This window comes from Burkholderia sp. B21-005, assembly GCF_020843965.1.
Lineage (GTDB): Bacteria > Pseudomonadota > Gammaproteobacteria > Burkholderiales > Burkholderiaceae > Burkholderia > Burkholderia ambifaria.
This window is the reverse complement of record NZ_CP086302.1, coordinates 1,692,276-1,709,445: the sequence shown is the minus strand read 5'-3', so window position 1 is coordinate 1,709,445 and position 17,170 is coordinate 1,692,276. Positions and strand designations below refer to the sequence as shown.

At 59.9% G+C, this 17,170-nt stretch carries 20 protein-coding genes; 18 read left to right on the top strand and 2 right to left on the bottom strand.

Annotated elements, in window-relative coordinates:
• Positions 1-78: 78 nt before the first annotated feature.
• The 13 genes from LMA02_RS23995 (at position 79) to LMA02_RS23940 (ending at position 12,505) form a co-directional block, all read left to right on the top strand.
• The gene (locus tag LMA02_RS23995; RefSeq protein ID WP_228907765.1) at positions 79-1,509 is read left to right on the top strand and encodes a hypothetical protein; all 1,431 of its coding nucleotides are present in this window, start codon (positions 79-81) and stop codon (positions 1,507-1,509) included.
• Positions 1,510-1,980: a GNAT family N-acetyltransferase gene (locus tag LMA02_RS23990; RefSeq protein ID WP_228907764.1), complete on the top strand. Its 471-nt coding sequence runs from the start codon at positions 1,510-1,512 to the stop codon at positions 1,978-1,980.
• Complete coding sequence (locus tag LMA02_RS23985) at positions 1,934-2,968, top strand: tail fiber domain-containing protein (protein WP_228907763.1); 1,035 nt, start codon at positions 1,934-1,936, stop codon at positions 2,966-2,968. Before LMA02_RS23990 ends, LMA02_RS23985 begins: the two co-directional genes overlap by 47 nt.
• Positions 2,968-3,561 (top strand): iron-containing redox enzyme family protein, encoded by a 594-nt coding sequence (locus LMA02_RS23980; protein WP_228907762.1) that lies wholly within the window; start codon positions 2,968-2,970, stop codon positions 3,559-3,561. The genes LMA02_RS23985 and LMA02_RS23980 overlap by 1 nt, the downstream gene beginning before the upstream one ends.
• Positions 3,558-5,534, top strand: coding sequence for a lytic transglycosylase domain-containing protein (locus LMA02_RS23975; RefSeq protein WP_228907761.1), 1,977 nt, complete (start codon positions 3,558-3,560; stop codon positions 5,532-5,534). The genes LMA02_RS23980 and LMA02_RS23975 overlap by 4 nt, the downstream gene beginning before the upstream one ends.
• Positions 5,534-7,615, top strand: coding sequence for a hypothetical protein (locus LMA02_RS23970; protein ID WP_228907760.1), 2,082 nt, complete (start codon positions 5,534-5,536; stop codon positions 7,613-7,615). The genes LMA02_RS23975 and LMA02_RS23970 overlap by 1 nt, the downstream gene beginning before the upstream one ends.
• A 120-nt stretch (positions 7,616-7,735) precedes the next feature.
• A complete protein-coding gene (locus tag LMA02_RS23965; protein ID WP_228907759.1) occupies positions 7,736-8,626 on the top strand; it encodes a tail fiber domain-containing protein in 891 nt (296 codons plus the stop codon).
• Positions 8,623-9,081: a hypothetical protein gene (locus tag LMA02_RS23960; protein WP_228907758.1), complete on the top strand. Its 459-nt coding sequence runs from the start codon at positions 8,623-8,625 to the stop codon at positions 9,079-9,081. Before LMA02_RS23965 ends, LMA02_RS23960 begins: the two co-directional genes overlap by 4 nt.
• Positions 9,082-9,249: 168 nt before the next feature.
• Positions 9,250-9,618 carry a hypothetical protein gene (locus LMA02_RS23955; RefSeq protein ID WP_228907757.1) on the top strand — a complete coding sequence of 123 codons (369 nt, stop codon included), beginning with the start codon at positions 9,250-9,252 and terminating at the stop codon, positions 9,616-9,618.
• Complete coding sequence (locus LMA02_RS23950; RefSeq protein ID WP_228907756.1) at positions 9,615-10,097, top strand: glycoside hydrolase family 108 protein; 483 nt, start codon at positions 9,615-9,617, stop codon at positions 10,095-10,097. The genes LMA02_RS23955 and LMA02_RS23950 overlap by 4 nt, the downstream gene beginning before the upstream one ends.
• Positions 10,094-10,645 (top strand): 3TM-type holin, encoded by a 552-nt coding sequence (locus tag LMA02_RS23945; RefSeq protein WP_228907755.1) that lies wholly within the window; start codon positions 10,094-10,096, stop codon positions 10,643-10,645. The genes LMA02_RS23950 and LMA02_RS23945 overlap by 4 nt, the downstream gene beginning before the upstream one ends.
• Before the next feature lie 2 nt (positions 10,646-10,647).
• A complete protein-coding gene (locus LMA02_RS35320) occupies positions 10,648-10,782 on the top strand; it encodes a hypothetical protein (RefSeq protein WP_267478979.1) in 135 nt (44 codons plus the stop codon).
• Between the two features lie 1,069 nt (positions 10,783-11,851).
• Positions 11,852-12,505, top strand: coding sequence for a hypothetical protein (locus tag LMA02_RS23940; RefSeq protein WP_324251298.1), 654 nt, complete (start codon positions 11,852-11,854; stop codon positions 12,503-12,505).
• Between the two features lie 12 nt (positions 12,506-12,517).
• Here the strand turns inward: LMA02_RS23940 and LMA02_RS23935 are convergent, their stop codons facing one another.
• A complete protein-coding gene (locus tag LMA02_RS23935; protein WP_324251317.1) occupies positions 12,518-13,558 on the bottom strand; it encodes an acyltransferase in 1,041 nt (346 codons plus the stop codon).
• Between the two features lie 9 nt (positions 13,559-13,567).
• A complete protein-coding gene (locus tag LMA02_RS23930; RefSeq protein ID WP_228907752.1) occupies positions 13,568-13,744 on the bottom strand; it encodes a hypothetical protein in 177 nt (58 codons plus the stop codon).
• Positions 13,745-14,041: 297 nt separating this feature from the next.
• On the opposite strand from LMA02_RS23930, the gene LMA02_RS23925 reads away from it, so the two are divergent.
• The 5 genes from LMA02_RS23925 (at position 14,042) to LMA02_RS23905 (ending at position 17,168) form a co-directional block, all read left to right on the top strand.
• Positions 14,042-14,245 carry a hypothetical protein gene (locus tag LMA02_RS23925; RefSeq protein WP_228907751.1) on the top strand — a complete coding sequence of 68 codons (204 nt, stop codon included), beginning with the start codon at positions 14,042-14,044 and terminating at the stop codon, positions 14,243-14,245.
• Positions 14,246-14,496: 251 nt separating this feature from the next.
• Positions 14,497-14,733: a FitA-like ribbon-helix-helix domain-containing protein gene (locus tag LMA02_RS23920; protein ID WP_006753828.1), complete on the top strand. Its 237-nt coding sequence runs from the start codon at positions 14,497-14,499 to the stop codon at positions 14,731-14,733.
• Positions 14,720-15,136, top strand: a complete 417-nt coding sequence (locus LMA02_RS23915) for a type II toxin-antitoxin system VapC family toxin (protein ID WP_228907750.1) — start codon at positions 14,720-14,722, stop codon at positions 15,134-15,136. The genes LMA02_RS23920 and LMA02_RS23915 overlap by 14 nt, the downstream gene beginning before the upstream one ends.
• Positions 15,137-15,368: 232 nt before the next feature.
• Positions 15,369-16,265 carry a VOC family protein gene (locus LMA02_RS23910; protein ID WP_228907749.1) on the top strand — a complete coding sequence of 299 codons (897 nt, stop codon included), beginning with the start codon at positions 15,369-15,371 and terminating at the stop codon, positions 16,263-16,265.
• Between the two features lie 9 nt (positions 16,266-16,274).
• A complete protein-coding gene (locus tag LMA02_RS23905) occupies positions 16,275-17,168 on the top strand; it encodes a CoA transferase subunit A (protein ID WP_175672647.1) in 894 nt (297 codons plus the stop codon).
• Positions 17,169-17,170: the final 2 nt, after the last annotated feature.

The window sequence follows — 17,170 nt, the reverse complement described above, 5'->3', positions numbered from 1 at the left end:
GCTAGTGTTTCGGCGCCGATCGGCGGATGGAACGCGCGCGACTCCATCGCTCAGATGCCGGCCGAAGATGCGGTTATCTTGACGAACTGGTTCCCCACTCCGTCGAATGTCGTGCTACGCCAGGGCTCAACAAACTGGGCGACTGGCCTTGGCAATCAGGTCAATTCCCTGATGCCCTACAATCCGGCAGGTGGCTCCGGCAAGCTTTTTGCGGCGTCCGGTGGATCCGTATTCGACGTGACGAACAGTGGGGCAGTCGGTGCCCCCGTGCTTTCGTCTCTCTCGAGCGACAAGTGGAAGTACACGAACTTCGCTACGAGCGCTGGCCCGTTTCTTGGGATGGTGAATGGTTCGGATGGGTATTACGTCTACAACGGGACGGCATGGCAGCAAGTCACGTCAGGCTCTACGCCTATCTCGATTACTGGCGTGGACCCGACGACGCTCTCGGATATCACGATGTTCGCGCAGCGGCTTTTCTTCATCCAGAAGGGCTCGCTGAATGTATATTACCTGCCGGTCTCGAGTGTAGGGGGAGCAGCTACGCTGTTTCCGATGCAGTCACTTTTCCCGCGCGGTGGCCAGCTCATCGCAATGGGGGTGTGGACGGTTGATGGAGGTTACGGAATGCAGGACTACCTGTGTTTCGTGACGAGCGAAGGGGAGATTGCGGTTTATCAGGGAACCGATCCCTCCCAACCCACAACATGGTCGAAGGTCGGCGTCTACCAGGTTGGCAATCCGATGGGCAATCGCTGCTTCATGAAGTATGGCGGCGATCTGCTGTACATCGGGAAAGATGGTCTCGGGCCGGTCTCGAGGCTTCTTGCATCGTCTCGCGTGAACACGCAGGTCGATCTTAGCTACAAGATCCAGAACGCCATTTCTGCTGCCACATCCTCATACGCAACAAATTTTGGGTGGGATCTCGTCCTGCATCCTGTAGCTAACGCGCTAGTCTTAAATGTTCCTGTAGCTCTCGGGCAGCAGCAACAATATGTGATGAATACGATCACGGGCGCATGGAGCAATTTCACGGGGTGGGCAGCAAATTGCTGGGTTCGTTTCAATGACGCGATTTACTACGGCGGTAACGGCACCGTAGTTCACGCATGGACGACGGCAAACGACGACAATGGCAATCAGATCGTCGGAGAATCGTTGCCAGCGTTCAGTTATTTCGGAACGAACCAGTTGAAAGAATGGACGATGGTTCGGCCAATTTTCCAGTCTAGCGGCACGCCTGCTGTAGTGATGGGGCTAAACGTCGATTTCGATACGACGGCTCCCACCGCATCTCCGAGCTTTTCCCCGCAGGCAGGGTCGCTTTGGGATCAAGCGCTTTGGGATCAAGCAACGTGGGGCGGTCAGCAACAGATGATCAAGAACTGGCAAACGGTCGCTGGTGTGGGCTATACCGCGGCGGTGCATATGAAGGTGAGTGCTCTTGATGTGCCGGTTTCTTGGATCAGCACTGACTATCTGATGATGGACGGATCGGTGCTCTGAATGAAGCGCATTGTCTGGAATGAACGCGAACGCGTCATCGATTTCTTATCGCCGCGTGTCGATGCCGAACACTTTGGGCCTGATGCTCAGGGTATCGGTCTCGAGACTGATGGCGAGTTAGTGGCGGCGGTCGTTTTCGAAGGGAAGTCCGGCGCCAACATTCTGATGCATGTTGCATCGAATGGAACTCGGCATTGGATGACGCCGGCCTACATGGCGGCATGTTTTCGCTATCCCTTCGTTCAGTTGGGATGCAATCGAATCACGGGCCTTGTGCGGGCCGACAACATCGACGCTCAGCGTTTCGATGAGCACTTGGGGTTCAAGCGTGAAGGACAACTCCGCGCGGCTTGCACCGATGGAATGGACTTGATCGTCTACGGCATGCTGAAAAGCGAGTGCCGTTTCATCGAAGGCAAATACCATGCGGCACTATTGGCTGACATCCGACGCGCCGGACTTGCCCGCTAACGCGTTCAAGCGCGGGCTCGGCCGGAATCGTCCGGAAACTCTCGAAGGCGGTGGTAAAGGTGGGGATGCCCCTCCGCCTCCCGATCCGTGGCAAACTGCCGCGGCTACGACCTTCACGAACCAACAGTCAGCGGCCTACAACAAGGCGCTAAACCTCAATAACTACACGAATCCGTTCGGTTCGCAACAGACTACGCAGGTTGGTAAAGATCCCAATACTGGGGCGCCGATCTACAACACGTCGATTACCGCCAATCCGCAGCTTCAAGGAATGCTCACCGGCCTTCTGGGTCAAGCAGGCCAAAGCAGCACGATCAACCAGAATGCTATGAATGGGTTGAGTGGGTTGGCTGGTCAGTATCAAGGGATCAACGACTCCCTTTCCGCGCTCCGCTCGTCGCTCAATCCGCAGATGGCGCAACAGGCCCAACAGCAGGGCCAAAATGCCGCTTATGCTGCGCAGACGCAGTATCTCGATCCGCAGTTCTCCCAGCAGAAAACTTCGCTTGATGCGCAACTCGCGAACCAAGGTCTCACGGAAGGCTCCGAAGCCTACAACAACGCCCAGAACAACTTCGCTCTACAGAAGCAGCGAGCGTATAGCGATGCGGCGAATCAATCGATTCTGACGGGCTCTCAGATCGGATCACAAAACCTCCAAAACCAGATTGCGGGGCTGCAGTCACAGTCTGGGTTGCTGGGGATGATGGGCCAGAATCTCGGCCAACAGGCCGGCCTCTACGGTCAGCAAGTTGGCATCGGCCAAGTGCCGTACTCGAATATCCAATCTATCGCTCAGATGATCCCCGGTTATTCAGGAACTGGACAATCGGCTGCAGCTCCTGCGGATATCGGTGGGTACATGAATAACGCATACCAAGGACAACTCGCGAGTCACAATGCTGACGTTCAAAGCAGCAATGCCACAACGAGCGCCCTCGGTGGTCTAGCAAGCGCCGCAGTTATCGGCGGTATGATGATGTTCTGATGAAAAATTCAGAAAAGCTGTTGAATGTCATGCGCGATGTAATGGCCCAATGGCCGTGCGTTGACCTCAAAAATCGGCATGTCTTCATGAGCAATCTAGTTTTCATGCATCGCGTGATCGTTGCCAGTGAGCCATTGCTCGAAGAAGCAGTGACTCGTTCCAGAGGCGTATTGCGCGACTATCTTGCCGATCATCTTGAGGAAGAACGTCGTCACGACGAATGGCTGGCCGAAGATCTTGCTTCGGCTGGGATTGATGTTGCGGGTTGTCAATTTCCATCAGAGGCAGTAGCCGCGGCTGGGACTCAATATTACCTGATCCGACACGTTGACCCGTGCGCACTGCTCGGCTACATGGCCGTTCTTGAATGTTTCCCGATGCCTCTTGAACAGCTTTCGATGCTTGAGGAAATTCACGGGAGACAGCTTTGCCGGACCCTTCGGCACCATGCAGAACATGATGTAGGTCATGGTGCTGACCTTCTTTCGCAAGTCGATTCCCTGACCGATCGACAGCTCGCGCTCGTAATGCAAAACGCAGTCCAAACGGCCATCTACATCGGATCGGCCATTTCCAAGTTCGAGGTGCAATGATGGCCGGAGCAAGCCCGTTTGTGCTGCCTCAGTTTCAAGGCAGCCTCTATGATCTGCAGCGGCAGCAGGCACTTGCCAATGCCCTGATGGAGCGATCGCTGACGCCGCAACAAGTCGCGCCTGGTGCCGCTGTTGGACCGTATCAAGTGCAGGCGCGTATGTCGCCGCTGGTCCCGATTTCACAGATCGGGCAAGCCCTTCTGTCCGCAAAGATGGGAAGCCAGGCTGGGCAAGGTCTCAACGATCTTGGACAGCAACAATGGGGCACTTTGACCAGCATGCTTGGGGGAGGTGCTGGCATGCAATCCCCACAGCTCAACCCCGGTTCCGCAGACGCAAGCGGGGCCGGGGCTGACGCCATTGCTGGGAATGCTGGGGGGAATGGGGGGGCAGTCGCAAACGCCGGGCCAGCCGTCCCTGGCAACGCTTCTGGGGCTGGCGGGGGCAATGGCGGGGTAGGTTCGTCACCGCTTAACCCGCTCGGCATGAATCCCGGGATGGCTGCGATGATGATGATGCAGTCTCCTGACAAGTATTGGGAAAGTCAGGCTGCAGCATACAAGCCTGCTGAGATCGTGCAGCAGATTCGCGCGGCCGGCATTGATCCTTCGAGCGCTCTCGGTCGTCAGATCGCACAGCAGGCATTGGCGAAGTCCAATTACATCGCCCCGACATCCCTGCGCCCCGGTGGCTATATGTACGATCCCATGTCGGGAACGATGCAGCAGATGCCGAACGTGCCGGAAGGATTCACGGCAATGCGCGGCCCGAATGGTCAATGGCAGATCGTGCCAGTCCAAGGCGCTCTCGAGGCTATGGGTGCGTCTGCCGCAGCTAAGGCTGGCGGCACTGCGCAATACCAGTTGAAGGAAGTCTGGGATCCGAACGCAAATGGTGGTCAAGGCGGATACGTTCAGCAGAGCGTTTCCAATGTCGCGAATGCTGCGAACGGCGGAGGTATGCGCGGTGTTCCGTCCGGTGGTCTGGCTGGGATCTTCGCTCAGCAAGAATCGAATGGCGGAAAGACTGCACCCGACAATCCTTTCCAGATTCAGCAGGGGACGTTCAACCAGTACGCCCAGAAAGGAGAGTCATGGAACAACGTCGCTGACCGTAATACGGTCGCACAACGCGTGCTGAATACGTACAACGATCGCTACGGCGGAGATTTAGGCCGTATTGCTACAGCGTATTTCTCGGGCGAAGGGAATGTTGCACCGGCTGGCAGCCCGACTCCTTTCCTGCGCAACGTATCCGATCGGAATGGGAAGTCCGTTGCCTCGTATGTGGGTGACATTCTCGGACGCGCAGGCGGTGGATCACCACAATCCGGCCCGATGGCTTCGCAACCTCAGGCAGGTTACACGAAAGGCCAAGAGGACCTGCAGGGCGATCTGACGAAAAAGTGGGGATCGCTGAACGAAGCGAATTCTCAAGCTCAGAACACGATTTCGTACCTGCAAAATATCCACGATCTGGCGTCGAAGGCGGCTCTCGGTCAGCAGTCCGATAAGCTGAACTACATCAATGGGTTGTTGTCGTTGGCCGGCAGCGAGAAAGCTACCAATATGGTTACCGCAAACAACTTGCTCGACAAGTACAGCAATCAGATCGTCGCTCGTCTCGGCACGGGTGGACTCGGGACGGATGCGGCTCGAGCGATTCTGCAGTCGGCATATCCGAACGCCCACATGACGAAGGGGGCCATTGACGAAGCCGTGCAGAACCTTGTGGGCGCCAGTCAGATGACGCAGGCAAAAGCGCGACTGCTTCAGGGCGATTACAACTCGCGTAATCCGCAAGCGTACAACCAGAAGGAGATGGTATTCGATCAAAACGCGGATCCTCGGATCTGGCAGTACAAAAACATCTCCGATCCGAATGCCCGGAAAGCCTTCGCGAAAGAAGTGCTGCAGCAAGACCCGAATTTTGGCTCGAAGATCAAAGCTCTCGAGAGCATTGGAGCGCTGTGATGGCAAGCCTCGCCGATCAATTCGCAGCAGACGCCGGTACGGCTAGCGGAAAAGGCGCCTCTCTTTCGGCGCAATTCGCGGCTGATGCCTCGGCTGCTCCGGCTCCTGTTGCCGCCCCCGCGCCAACTCAGCATGCGTCCATGCTGGAGCAGTTGGGACACCAGCTCGGCCTTACTGCGCGAGCTGGAGCCACTGGGATCACGGCGCTCCCCGCGATGATGGGCGATGCGCTGAACTCCGGTGTAAATCTCGGCATCCGCGGCATCAATGCGGTAACAGACTCGCATATCCCAGAACTGCAAATGCCTTCGCAATTGGTCCAGAAGGGTATGAACGAGGTAGGCCTTCCGCAACCTCAGAATCCTGTCGAGCGGATTGTGCAAAGCGCGACTGCTGGCATGGCGAGTGTGCCTACATCGATGGGAATGGGTGGTGTACTGGCGAAATCTGCAAGCCCCATAGCAGCTGCAGTCGGAAATGGTCTGCGGACTGCGCCTGGCATGCAGATGCTCGGCGCGGCAGGTGCCGGAGCTGGCTCGCAAGGCGCTGCGGAACTTGGTCTGAATCCATGGTGGCAGCTTGCAGGTGGCGTTCTCGGAGGCGCTGCAGGCGTTGCTGCTGGCTCTGGAATGACGGCGGCAGCTCGGGGTATCGGGAATGCGGTTAGCCGAGCCACTCGGCCTCCAATGACCGCGCCTGCTGCAGCCGCCAAAGCTGATCTCGGAGTAGATCGTGCGATTGGTGAACTTGGCCCTCAAGGCAGTGCTCAATTCACCCCGACCGAGATCGACCCGATCAAACAGGCAGTCGCGCAGCAGATCCAGCAGTTCCCAGACGTTAGTCCTGCTGCTGCAGTGCGTGCTCAGGATTTTCGAAATCTCGGAATCCAGCCGACGCTTGGGCAGATCACGCGCGATCCGATGCAGTTCGCGCAAGAGATGAACATGCGCGGTGTGCCGGAAGTTGGCGCGCCTCTTACGCAACGCTTTAATGCTCAGAACACCCAGTTGCAGCAAAACCTTTACGGGCTTGCAGGTCGCCCGTCTGATACTTTTGCCGCGGGTAGCCAACTTCAGCAGACGTTGAAATCGATCGACGATCAGATGGCTGGTCAGGTGCGATCTGCATATGAAGCAGCTCGAGCTTCAAGCGGTAAGAATCTTGATGTCCCGCTGCAAGGGGTAGCTCAGGACTATGCTCAGGTTCTAAATGATTTCGGCGACAAAGTTCCAAGCGGCGTCCGCAACAACTTCAACCAGCTTGGCTTGATGAGCGGGACGCAGCAGAAGACATTCTCGATCGAAAACGCTGAGAATTTGCTGAAAGTCATCAACGCGAACCAGAGCAATGATCCTGCGACGAATGCAGCACTTGGGCGCCTTCGTGCCAGCGTGAAAAGTGCAATTCTCAATGCTGACGATCAAGGCGGCGTCTATGCCGGGGCTCGCCAACTTGCAGCCCAGCGCTTCGCATTGCATGAACAAGTGCCAGCGCTTGAGGCGGCCGCGAGCGAATCGGTTGCTACCGATGATTTCGTGCGTCGCTTCGTGACGAACGGGAAAACGAACGACGTTCTATCTCTCGCGAATCTACTGCGCGAACAAAATCGTCCGAGCACTCTCCAAGAGATGCGCAACCAGATTGGCGGACAACTTGCACAAGCAGGTTTCGGTACCAACCCAGCAGGAGATGCCAAGTTTGGCCCTGTCGCTTATGCGAATGCTTTGCGCAACATGGGCGATACAAAACTCAGTGCCTTCTACACGCCAGAAGAAATCGCGCAGCTGCATACGATCGGTCGCGTTGGAGGATACATCAACAGTCACCCGGCCGCAGCTCCGGTGAATACGTCGAATACTGCGTCGGCCATCTTTGGCCTGATGGGTAAGGGTGTCGAGGCAGTGCCGTATGTAGGGAAGTTGATCCAAGGCGCTCAGAACCGCGCTTTCGTGCAGCGCGCCTTGGCTGCGTCGCTTGCGAATGCTGGCACTCCAACTCCTAGCTATCCCGCTCCGTCGAATGCCTTAGCGGCTGCGCTGCTTCGCGCGCAAGCGCCGAATGGCGGAAACGGTTCCCCGTAATACGTGGTAGATCGCGATGGATCCGAGAGGGGCCAACGCGATGATGGCTAGGTTGAGATTCATGTTTGAACCCTCAAAAGGTCGCCTTGAGCGGCCTTTTTCATTTGCAGGAGCCTAATTATGCCGCGCAATGGTTCTGGGGTGTATTCCCTGCCAGCAGGAAACCCGGTCGTCACTGGCACCACGATTTCTTCGTCCGGATGGGCTAACCCGACCCTCTCTGACCTTGCTGCAGCAATCACTGCATCGATCGCGGTCGACGGTCAAACGGTACCGACCGCGAACTTGCCGATGGGTAACTTTCGTCATCTGAACGTTGCGAATGGTCAGAACACGAACGAATACGCGACAGTCGGCCAGATCCAGACAGCAGGCTTTCAACTACTTGGTGGGACTGCAGGAACGATCAATATCACTAAGTCGATCACAACGACTTCGACAGTTTCTGCTGCAAGCGCATCTGTTACGACACTTACTGCTACCGGCAATGTGACAGCCAATGACCTGACATTGACTGGTGGTGGCTTTATCTCGAAGGGGCGTAGTTACTTCAACATCACGACCAACAACGGTGAGATTGCATTGCAAAATACTGCCGGCAGCTATTTTTACCTGCGCGGTCGTAATACAGGCGGATTGAGTGGTGGCATGGAGTGGGTCAATAACGCATATTCGCTTGTCGTAGCGAGTATGGATGACGGTGGCAATCTCACTGCTAACAATGTCACAATTACTTCTGATCGACGCCTTAAATCGCGTATCAAGCGCATCAGAAATGCCACCGAAGTAGTGCTTGCATGGGTTGGGGTGACGTTTCAACGCAAAGGCGATAAGACGAAACGGCGACATGCTGGCTTCATCGCGGGCGACATGGCGGAGAGCGCACCCGAACTCGTATTCGACGATGCTAACGGTTTCAAGAGCGTTGCATATGGCAATGCGTCTGCATATCTGGCAGCTGCCTTCCAGGAACTTGAAGCACGCGTGCGCAAGCTGGAGTCGAAGAAATGACGCTGCCCGCATCGCCTCCGATGTCATTGTCGCAAGTCGCTACTGAGTTAGGACTATCTCTGCCGCTCTCGATGAGCCATGCATGGGTGCTTGCGCTAGCTGGCAAAGCATCAGCCCCCATGAGTCTTTCCGATCTGCTTGGGCAATCCGGAAGATATGACGGAAACAATGCGGTAGGAGGCGTAAACCCAGCCACGATCTCGCTGAGCAATCCATTCTTTCGTGGAACGCTTTCGGGCGCAACTCAAAGCACTATTAACGGAAATTTGACTCTTGCATTTTCAGTCGCGCCGAATTGGTCAGGAAATATCCTGATGAAGAACAACACGACGGGCGCCAGTGCAGTCCTGGGAAAACAGAATTCGACCACTTGGTCTGTTAATGGGGCAAGTGGCAGCATCCTAGCTCTTCGCGAAGGCGGCACAGACAACTTCACAATTCTTCCTTCTAACTAGAACCGGGGATTTCATGGATAACCATCATTCGATCCTTCTCTCGATGCTGCCGCCGTGGGTAGGCGTAGGACTCGGGCATATCACTGACAGCATCACGCTTCAGAACGTAGCGACAGTGGCTTCGATCGCATATTGCTGCGTCGGCGTCTTTGTCATGCTGAGGAAAAAATGACCAAGAAGATCGATTGGCTTGATGGGCCAGAGCATCATGATTATATGGCTGCGCTTTCGTATCTCTCATTGCACTATCCGATTGAAACCTCGGGTGATCTAGTGCATCGATTGCGTTCTGCGGGCATGTCTGAGTTCAAGGCGAAAGATATTCTTCGTGCCTCTGGCCTTCATCTGCTCCCGGAGACGAACAGCCATATCGAGCGCAATCTCGAAAAAATCGAAGACGGCAAAAAGCTGTCTCCGATCTTGCTTGTCCGTGGCGAACGTCTGGTCGTAGCCGATGGTTTCCATCGTCTCTGCGCGGTCTATATGCACGACGAGGATGCATTGATCCCTTGCAAGATCACGGGGAGCATCGAATGAGCAGCTTTGATGATGCGTTCGACGCCTTGATTGGTAACGAAGGCGGTTACTCGAACAACCCCAAGGATCCGGGTGGCGAGACGATGTGGGGCGTTACGGCTCGAGTCGCGCGTGCCGTTGGTTATGCAGGTCCGATGAAGGATTTGCCGCGAGATACCGCCAAGACGATCGCCAAGCGCCTGTATTGGGATCCGCTGCAGCTCGACCAATTTGATCCTCGCGTAGCCTTCCAGATCTTCGATGCGAACTACAACGGCGGCCATCCCGTGATCTGGATGCAGGGTGCAGCCGGCGCCAAGGTGGACGGCATCATCGGGCCTGCGACGATTGCTGCGGTGCAGTCCATTGATCCGCTGCGGTTCATTCTTCGCTGGAATGCGCTTCGCCTGAGCTATTTCACTTCGTTGGCGACCTGGCCGACCTTCGGAAAGGGCTGGTCTCGACGGATCGCCAACAACCTCACCAAAGGAGCTGCATGATGCCTCTGATCCCGATCGCGATGGCGCTCGCACAATTCGCGCCCATGATTGCCGGATGGCTCGGCGGTTCCAAGGCTGAGGATGTGGCAACCAAGGTGGTAGGCGTCGCTCAAGCCGTCACGGGTCAGTCTGCACCGGATGCGGCATTGGCAGCGATTCAGGCCGATCCCAATCTCGCGCTGCAGTTCCAGAAGGCAGTTCTCGAGCAACAAGGCCAACTCGCCCAGATTGCCGCGGAAGTTGCTAAGGCCGAACTGGTCGCGGATACCGCAAATACGCTTGCCGTTAATCAGACGATGCAGATCGAGGCGAAAGCGGATCATTGGCCCACCTATAGCTGGCGCCCGTTTGTTGGCTTCTGCTTCGGTTTCGCATGGGTAGGTGCCTATTTCATCATCCCGATTCTGCGCGGCTGGTGGCCTCAGATCGCACAGCCTAGTATCCCTCCCGAGGCGTGGGTGGCGATTGGTGGCGTCCTTGGTGTAGCCAGCTTCTTCCGCGGCAAGATGCAGGCTGATCCGCGTGTCACGACTGATAACCGGGGTTGACCATGACCAAGATCGGCCGCTATCTCTTGAACTTCGCCATATGGATTGACGAAGGCGTGAACACGATCCTAGGCGGCTCCCCGAACGAGACGGTGAGCGAGCGCGCTGCGAAGGCGCGCAACGCTGGCCGTAGGTGAGGATGCATTCTTTGCCGAGTGCTGAACTGGATCAACCCGGGGCATTGCGACAACGCGCTGACATCGACCATCGGCGACGATGCGGTGATTGCTGATGGGAAGTGATGCTGTTCATAACACCCTTCTAAGCCATTGATTTCATTGCTATGAATTTCGTTGAATTTTAGGGTATCTCATGCCCGTTAAAATAGCATTTTCATCAATTAAATCAATGGCGTACATGCTCACAAAAGTACATACCGGGTGGGTACGGCCTGTAGCGGGTGGACGGAGCCCGCCGGGGTGAGCGGGCTCGACAAACGGACACGTCAGTTGTCCCGGGCGCTGACATCGCCGAATCAATCCCGAATCTGCTCATCGAGTGAGGCCGGGATCGTCTGCCCGCATCGCGTATGCCGAAGCGCATGAACAGCCATCGCACCCGCGATCGGTTGTGCACGCATCGTCCTCGGTATTCACCCTGAGCCTCGATGCGCGATCCCGCATCCTGACCGCGTGCGCCTCGCGCGAGGTCACGTCAGTGAAACATTTTTCTCCCTGCGACCGGTCGCACGCGCTTTCCGGCCGTCGCGAATCGCGTGTGCTCACAGCCGCGCGTGCTTGCCCGACGCGCGTCGCGGCGCGCGATGCTTGGCTCACCCGTATCGCGAACGGCGATGAAGTGCGAAAACAGATGCGTTCCTGAAACATTTCCGTCGATTCCCCCACGCGTCACGCCGGACAGGTGACGTCGACGCTTGTCCCGCGCGGGTTTGCGCCGCATGGCACACGCCTTGCGGTGAGCCCCGTGCCGCTCGTCACAACCGCGACTGATATTCACGATAAATCGCGGGAGCGGCACGCAACGACATCGAAACATCGGGGATCGGCTCGAGCCGCGGGATGGCGGCCCGACGTGTCGGACGCACGCAGCGTCGTATCGGCGACACGAACGGGCACCGCACGCTCGATCCGTCAAACAGCAAGCTTGCTTGCAAGGTGTCGTGCCGGGGGACCCGCTGCGCGCGGCGGCATGCGCTGCACGCGGCGGGTCGATGCGCCCGGCACAGTCGGGGGAACGCCCGTGAAAATGACAATGAACCAATGGGCAGCGCTGGCGGTGGTGTTCGCGGCTGGCGCGCACGCGCAGGAAATCTACCTGCAGGGCGGCACGCAGGGCGTCGGCATCGGTGCTGCCGTCAGCTTCAATTCGGTGCTCGGCGCGCACGCGGATTTCAACGCGATCAATCTAACGCATGACTTCACGGTGGCCGGCAATCGCTACCAGGACGACATCAAGCTGCGCCAAGGCGGCCTGTATGCGGACATCTTTCCGTGGCGCGGCAGCGGCTTTCGCACGACGATCGGATTGCGCTTCAACGATGACGAGATCCGCGGCGTGTCGGTGCCCACCAACGGCACCTATGTATTCGGCGGCAAGCGCTATCCAGCGCTGCCGGGGATGTATGCGGTCGCCGAGGCGCGCTATCCGACCGTGATGCCGTACGTCGGGATCGGCTACGGGCATCGGCCGGCGTCGAAAGGGCTCGGCTTCGTCGCCGACATCGGCGTCGCATACGGGATCCCGCGCTCCTCATACACGCTGTCGCCGGCACTGGCCGCCGCGGCCGGACCGCAGAAGAGCCAGATTCTGGTCTCCAGCGGCCTCGACGAACTGAACCGGAAGATGTCGCGGTATCGCTGGTATCCGGTCCTGCAGATCGGGATCTCGTATCGGTTCTGAGCCGCGCGCGCGTCACAGCGCGGCCGTGCTCTGCTCGCGTGCAGGTTCGACCGTCCTGCGGGCCGGGCGCGCATCGTTGCGCTTCGCGATGAACGGGTGCTCGATGTAGCGGTAGGTCAGCAGCGCGCAGAAGACGGCGACCAGTGCGCACGCGAACGACAGCGCCCAGATGCCGGGGTCGTCGACGGAATTGATCGGGAACACGAACTTGTTGAACGCGCGGACGATCGCGTACACGATCGCCATGTGGAGCATGTAGATGCTGAAGCTGGCGGTGCCGAGCAGCGCGAGCGGTCGGGTTTCGAGCACGCCGTAGAACGTGTTCCCGCACGCGACGCACAGGAACACGGCGAGGAGCGGCAGCGCGCCCTCTATCGAGTAGCGTTCGGCCGGATACGGCGCGACGGCGAGAATCAGCAACGCGACGGTGGCCGCCGATTTCGTGCCGAACAGCGAGCGGATCGCGGGATGCCGCGATGCCTCGAACGCCAGCGCGCCGAACGCGAACAGCAGGGCCATCCCGCCGGGCGGTCCGAACAGCGCGGCGCAGAACGTGACGATCGCGAGCGCGAGCAGCTTGCGCCATGCACGCGTCGCAACGAACCACGCGAGAAACGGAATGGCGACGTAGAACCGCCATTCGTACGCGAGCGTCCACCAGACGCCGCTCAGGTAGCCGGTGTGTTCCGCGCCGTTGACCGGGAATGCCCCGAACCAGCCGAGTGAAACGGCTTTGAGCAGGTCGGCCAGCAACCGGATCGGCGCGTCGACGACATTGCGGGGAAACCAGTACAGCGTGCAGGCGACGATGACGATCGCGTAAAAGAGGTAGAGCGGGGCGACGCGCCGCACGCGCCCGACGAAGAAGCTCCGCACGTCGAGCGTGCCTCTGCATGCGCGTTCCCAGAACAGGAACCCGGTGACCATGAAGAACAGCGCGACGGGAATCGTGCCGAGATTGCGCAGGAAGTCGGAGGGGGCGCCCCAGACGCCGGTCGACAGCAAGCCCTGGTTGCACGCGAAGTGATGGAAGACGACGGAGGTCGCCAGGATGCCGCGGAATCAGTCCAGGTTGGGATGGCGCATCGACAGCGATTTGTCGACGGCCGACCGGTAGAACGGGACGTGCCTCGCGACGAGCCACGCGATGATCGCGACGGCCGCAAGGCAGGCCGGGAAGTAGAGCTTGTCGGGAGTCGGGGAAAACAGGGTATCCAGAGAAGGGGTAATCAGGTCCACTGAAGGGCGTCTCGTGTCTTGGATCGCTTGGATCGGGATTTCAGGCACGGATGGTCCGCGTCGATGCAAGGTCTTCTGCGCGCTTCGTGCGGCGTTCGATCGCCGGTCTTGTACGTTGATGGTATCAAACGGTCACGACGGCGTGCCGCATGGAGATGCAACATGATGTTTCGATGCGGCGGGCGGCGTCTGTACTTCACTGGAACAACAACGCGCGGGGTGGACGATGGAGACGGTACGCGGGTTGGGCGATGCGCGGCGTGTCGCAACGTATGCCGTCGCGGGGCGGTGTTGCCGTTGACCTTCCTGTTGCTCGACTGCCGGAACGTCCGGCCGAACCGGCTCGAATCGGTCGTGCTGGCACTCGCGTGGATCGCGCCGGCCCAGGCGTTCGTCGCGGTCATCACCGGCACGATGTGGCCGGTTGCGGCCGCGATCCTGGTGGCGGTGCTGGCGATGGTCGTGCGGCGTGCGTCGGAGTCGACGCCGTTGCGCGCCTGACGGCACGCATCTGCCCCGGCCGCCCGCCGGTGAATGGCCATTCGGCCGTCTTTTTCATCACCTCGATTCGGCTTACCGTGCACGACAGCAGTTCGACGCGTCGGGCCAGCGGCGGAACGCGGGACTTTCTGTCGCCCGTTGCCGCCGGCCCGCGCCGACCACCGTCTTCCATCCGGTCACGACGATGATAGCAATGCTTGCAATTCACCGTCACGGCGCTATCATTGATAGCAATCTGGATGGAGGGACCCATGGCAAATCTTCTGGTGCGTAACGTGGATGACAGTATCGTTCAGAGCCTGCGCGAGCAGGCCGCGGCCAACGGCAGGAGCGCCGAGGCCGAACATCGGGCCATTCTGGCCGAGGCGCTCGGCCGGCCGAAGCGACGGACATTCGCGCAAGTGCTGATGAGCATGCCGGACGTCGGCGAAGACGCGGATTTCCAACGTGTTCAGGATTCCGGCGAGGTCAGGCGTGTTTTTGATTGATACGAACGTCATCAGCGAGATCAGGAAGGGCAAGCGAACCAACCGCGGCGTGCGCGCGTTCTTCAGGCAGGCGGAAGCCGACGCGAGCCCGCTTTACCTGTCGGTCGTGACGGTGGGCGAACTGCGGCGGGGCGTCGACCTGATCCGTCATCGCGGCGATCATCCGCAGGCGTCGGCGCTCGAGGCATGGATGGCGACGATCCTGTCCGGCTATGCGTCGAACATTCTGCCGGTCGATCTCGAGACCACCCAGATGTGGGGCCATTTGCGCGTGCCCGATCCGGCGCACGCCCTCGATAAACTGATCGCGGCCACCGCGCTGATCAACGATCTGACGGTCGTCACCCGCAATGTCGACGATTTCGCTCGCACCGGCGTCCAGTTGCTGAACCCGTTCGATTGATCGGGGGCGCCGCATCGCGGCAACCCGCCTCCGCTTCCAGCTTCCCGCCTTCTCCGCCGCGCATAGCCCGTTCCCCCAGGCTTGCGCGGGGCGCCCGCTCAGCGCCCCGATTTCCCGCCAGCTCCCCACCAATCCCCCCTCCGCCTCTCGTCCCAACAGACGATGTGACGCCACCCCCGACCGGCCAGAATCCTTTCACGAACAACGGATTCTGAACCTGGAGGAGGCCGACATGATCGATGTCCGTGCGCTCGGCTACGTCATCGTCGAGGCGACCCGCGTCGATGCGTGGCGCCGCTACGCGCAAGACGTGCTGGGCATGCAGGCGCTCGACGCGCCCGACGGCGCGCTGTACCTGAAGATGGACGAGCGCGATTTCCGCTACGTGATCGTCCCCGGCACGACCGACCGCTATTTCGCGTCGGGCTGGGAACTGCCCGACGGCGCCGCGTTCGACGCCGCGCTCGCGGCATTGCAGCAAGCAGGCGTCGAAGCCGTGCGTGCCACGCGCGACGAAGCCGCACTGCGCCGCGTGCAGGCAATGGCGTGGTGCACCGACCCGTCCGGCAACCGCCACGAGCTGTACTGGGGCGCGCGCTGCGACTTCCGCCGCTTCGTGTCGCCGCTCGGCGTCGCGCGCTTCGTCACCGGCGACATGGGGCTCGGCCACGCGGTGCTGCCCGCGCCGCAGTTCGACGCGACCGACGCGTTCGTACGCGGCGTGCTCGGCTTCGAGCTGTCCGACATCTTCCGTGTGAAGTTCACGCCCGATCCCGCCGAACCCGAGAAGCGCATCCACTTCATGCACTGCCGCAACGCGCGCCATCACAGCCTCGCGCTGTTCGAGATGGCCGTGCCATCGGGCTGCGTGCACGTAATGGCCGAAGTCGACTCGATGGACGAAGTCGGTCGCGCGCTCGATCGGGTCGCCGCGCACGACGTGAAGATGTCCGCGACGCTCGGCCGGCACTGCAACGACCAGATGATCTCGTTCTACATGAAGACCCCCGGCGGCTTCGATCTCGAATACGGCTTCGGCGGCCTCACGGTCGACTGGTCGAAGCACGCGGTGTTCGAGGCGACCAAGGTGAGCCAGTGGGGCCACGATTTCAGCATCGGATACCGGTAAGCCAGCACGATGACGATGAAACCTCTCGACAAGACGATGTCCGCGCGCGACGTGGTCGCGCAACTCGCCGACGGCATGACGATCGGTATCGGCGGATGGGGGCCGCGGCGCAAGCCGATGGCGCTGGTGCGCGAGATCGCGCGCTCGAACCTGAAGGACCTGACTATCGTCGCATACGGCGGCGCCGACATCGGCCTGCTGTGCGCCGCCGGCAAGGTGCGCAAGGCGGTGTTCGGCTTCGTGTCGCTCGACGTGATCCCGCTCGAGCCGCATTTCCGCCGCGCGCGTGAACAGGGTCGCGTCGACGTGCTCGAACTCGACGAAGGGATGCTGCAGCTCGGCCTGCGCGCGGCCGCCGCGCGGCTGCCGTTCCTGCCGACGCGTGCCGGGCTCGGCACCGCGCTGCTCGATCACGCGCCGCAGCTGCGCACGGTGAAGTCGCCGTACGACGACGGCGAGACGCTGCTCGCGATGCCGGCGATCGAACTCGACGTCGCGCTGCTGCACGCGAACGCGGCCGACCGGATGGGCAACACGCGCATCGACGGCCCCGATCCGTTCTTCGACGCGTGGATGGCGCGCGCCGCGCAGCGCTGCTACGTGTCGGCGGAGACGGTCGACGCGTCGCTCGCGAGCGACGACCTCGACGCCGCGCGCCGCAACCCGTTCGAGCGCTCGCTCGTCACCGGTGTCGTGCACGCGCCGGGCGGCGCGCATCCGACGTCGTGCGGGCCGGACTACGGCTGGGACCTGCCGCACCTGCGCGCGTACTGCGCGAGCGCGGAAGACGATGCGAAGACGGCGGCGTACCTGCGCGACGTGGTCGGCCAGGACGAACGCCAGTACCTCGAAGGCGTCGGCGGTCTGTCGCACGTGACGACGCTGCCGTTGCCGATTCTGTAAAG

Excerpts from the sequence above, each read along its gene's own strand:
- LMA02_RS23955 (WP_228907757.1), top strand. The coding sequence starts at position 9,250 with ATGACCAAGAAGATCGATTGGCTTGATGGGCCAGAGCATCATGATTAT.
- LMA02_RS23970 (WP_228907760.1), top strand. The coding sequence starts at position 5,534 with ATGGCAAGCCTCGCCGATCAATTCGCAGCAGACGCCGGTACGGCTAGC.
- LMA02_RS23980 (WP_228907762.1), top strand. The coding sequence starts at position 2,968 with ATGAAAAATTCAGAAAAGCTGTTGAATGTCATGCGCGATGTAATGGCC.
- LMA02_RS23975 (WP_228907761.1), top strand. The coding sequence starts at position 3,558 with ATGATGGCCGGAGCAAGCCCGTTTGTGCTGCCTCAGTTTCAAGGCAGC.
- LMA02_RS23910 (WP_228907749.1), top strand. The coding sequence starts at position 15,369 with ATGATCGATGTCCGTGCGCTCGGCTACGTCATCGTCGAGGCGACCCGC.
- LMA02_RS23990 (WP_228907764.1), top strand. The coding sequence starts at position 1,510 with ATGAAGCGCATTGTCTGGAATGAACGCGAACGCGTCATCGATTTCTTA.
- LMA02_RS23940 (WP_324251298.1), top strand. The coding sequence starts at position 11,852 with ATGACAATGAACCAATGGGCAGCGCTGGCGGTGGTGTTCGCGGCTGGC.
- LMA02_RS23985 (WP_228907763.1), top strand. The coding sequence starts at position 1,934 with ATGCGGCACTATTGGCTGACATCCGACGCGCCGGACTTGCCCGCTAAC.
- LMA02_RS23920 (WP_006753828.1), top strand. The coding sequence starts at position 14,497 with ATGGCAAATCTTCTGGTGCGTAACGTGGATGACAGTATCGTTCAGAGC.
- LMA02_RS23965 (WP_228907759.1), top strand. The coding sequence starts at position 7,736 with ATGCCGCGCAATGGTTCTGGGGTGTATTCCCTGCCAGCAGGAAACCCG.
- LMA02_RS23945 (WP_228907755.1), top strand. The coding sequence starts at position 10,094 with ATGATGCCTCTGATCCCGATCGCGATGGCGCTCGCACAATTCGCGCCC.
- LMA02_RS23950 (WP_228907756.1), top strand. The coding sequence starts at position 9,615 with ATGAGCAGCTTTGATGATGCGTTCGACGCCTTGATTGGTAACGAAGGC.
- LMA02_RS23905 (WP_175672647.1), top strand. The coding sequence starts at position 16,275 with ATGACGATGAAACCTCTCGACAAGACGATGTCCGCGCGCGACGTGGTC.
- LMA02_RS23960 (WP_228907758.1), top strand. The coding sequence starts at position 8,623 with ATGACGCTGCCCGCATCGCCTCCGATGTCATTGTCGCAAGTCGCTACT.
- LMA02_RS35320 (WP_267478979.1), top strand. The coding sequence starts at position 10,648 with ATGACCAAGATCGGCCGCTATCTCTTGAACTTCGCCATATGGATTGAC.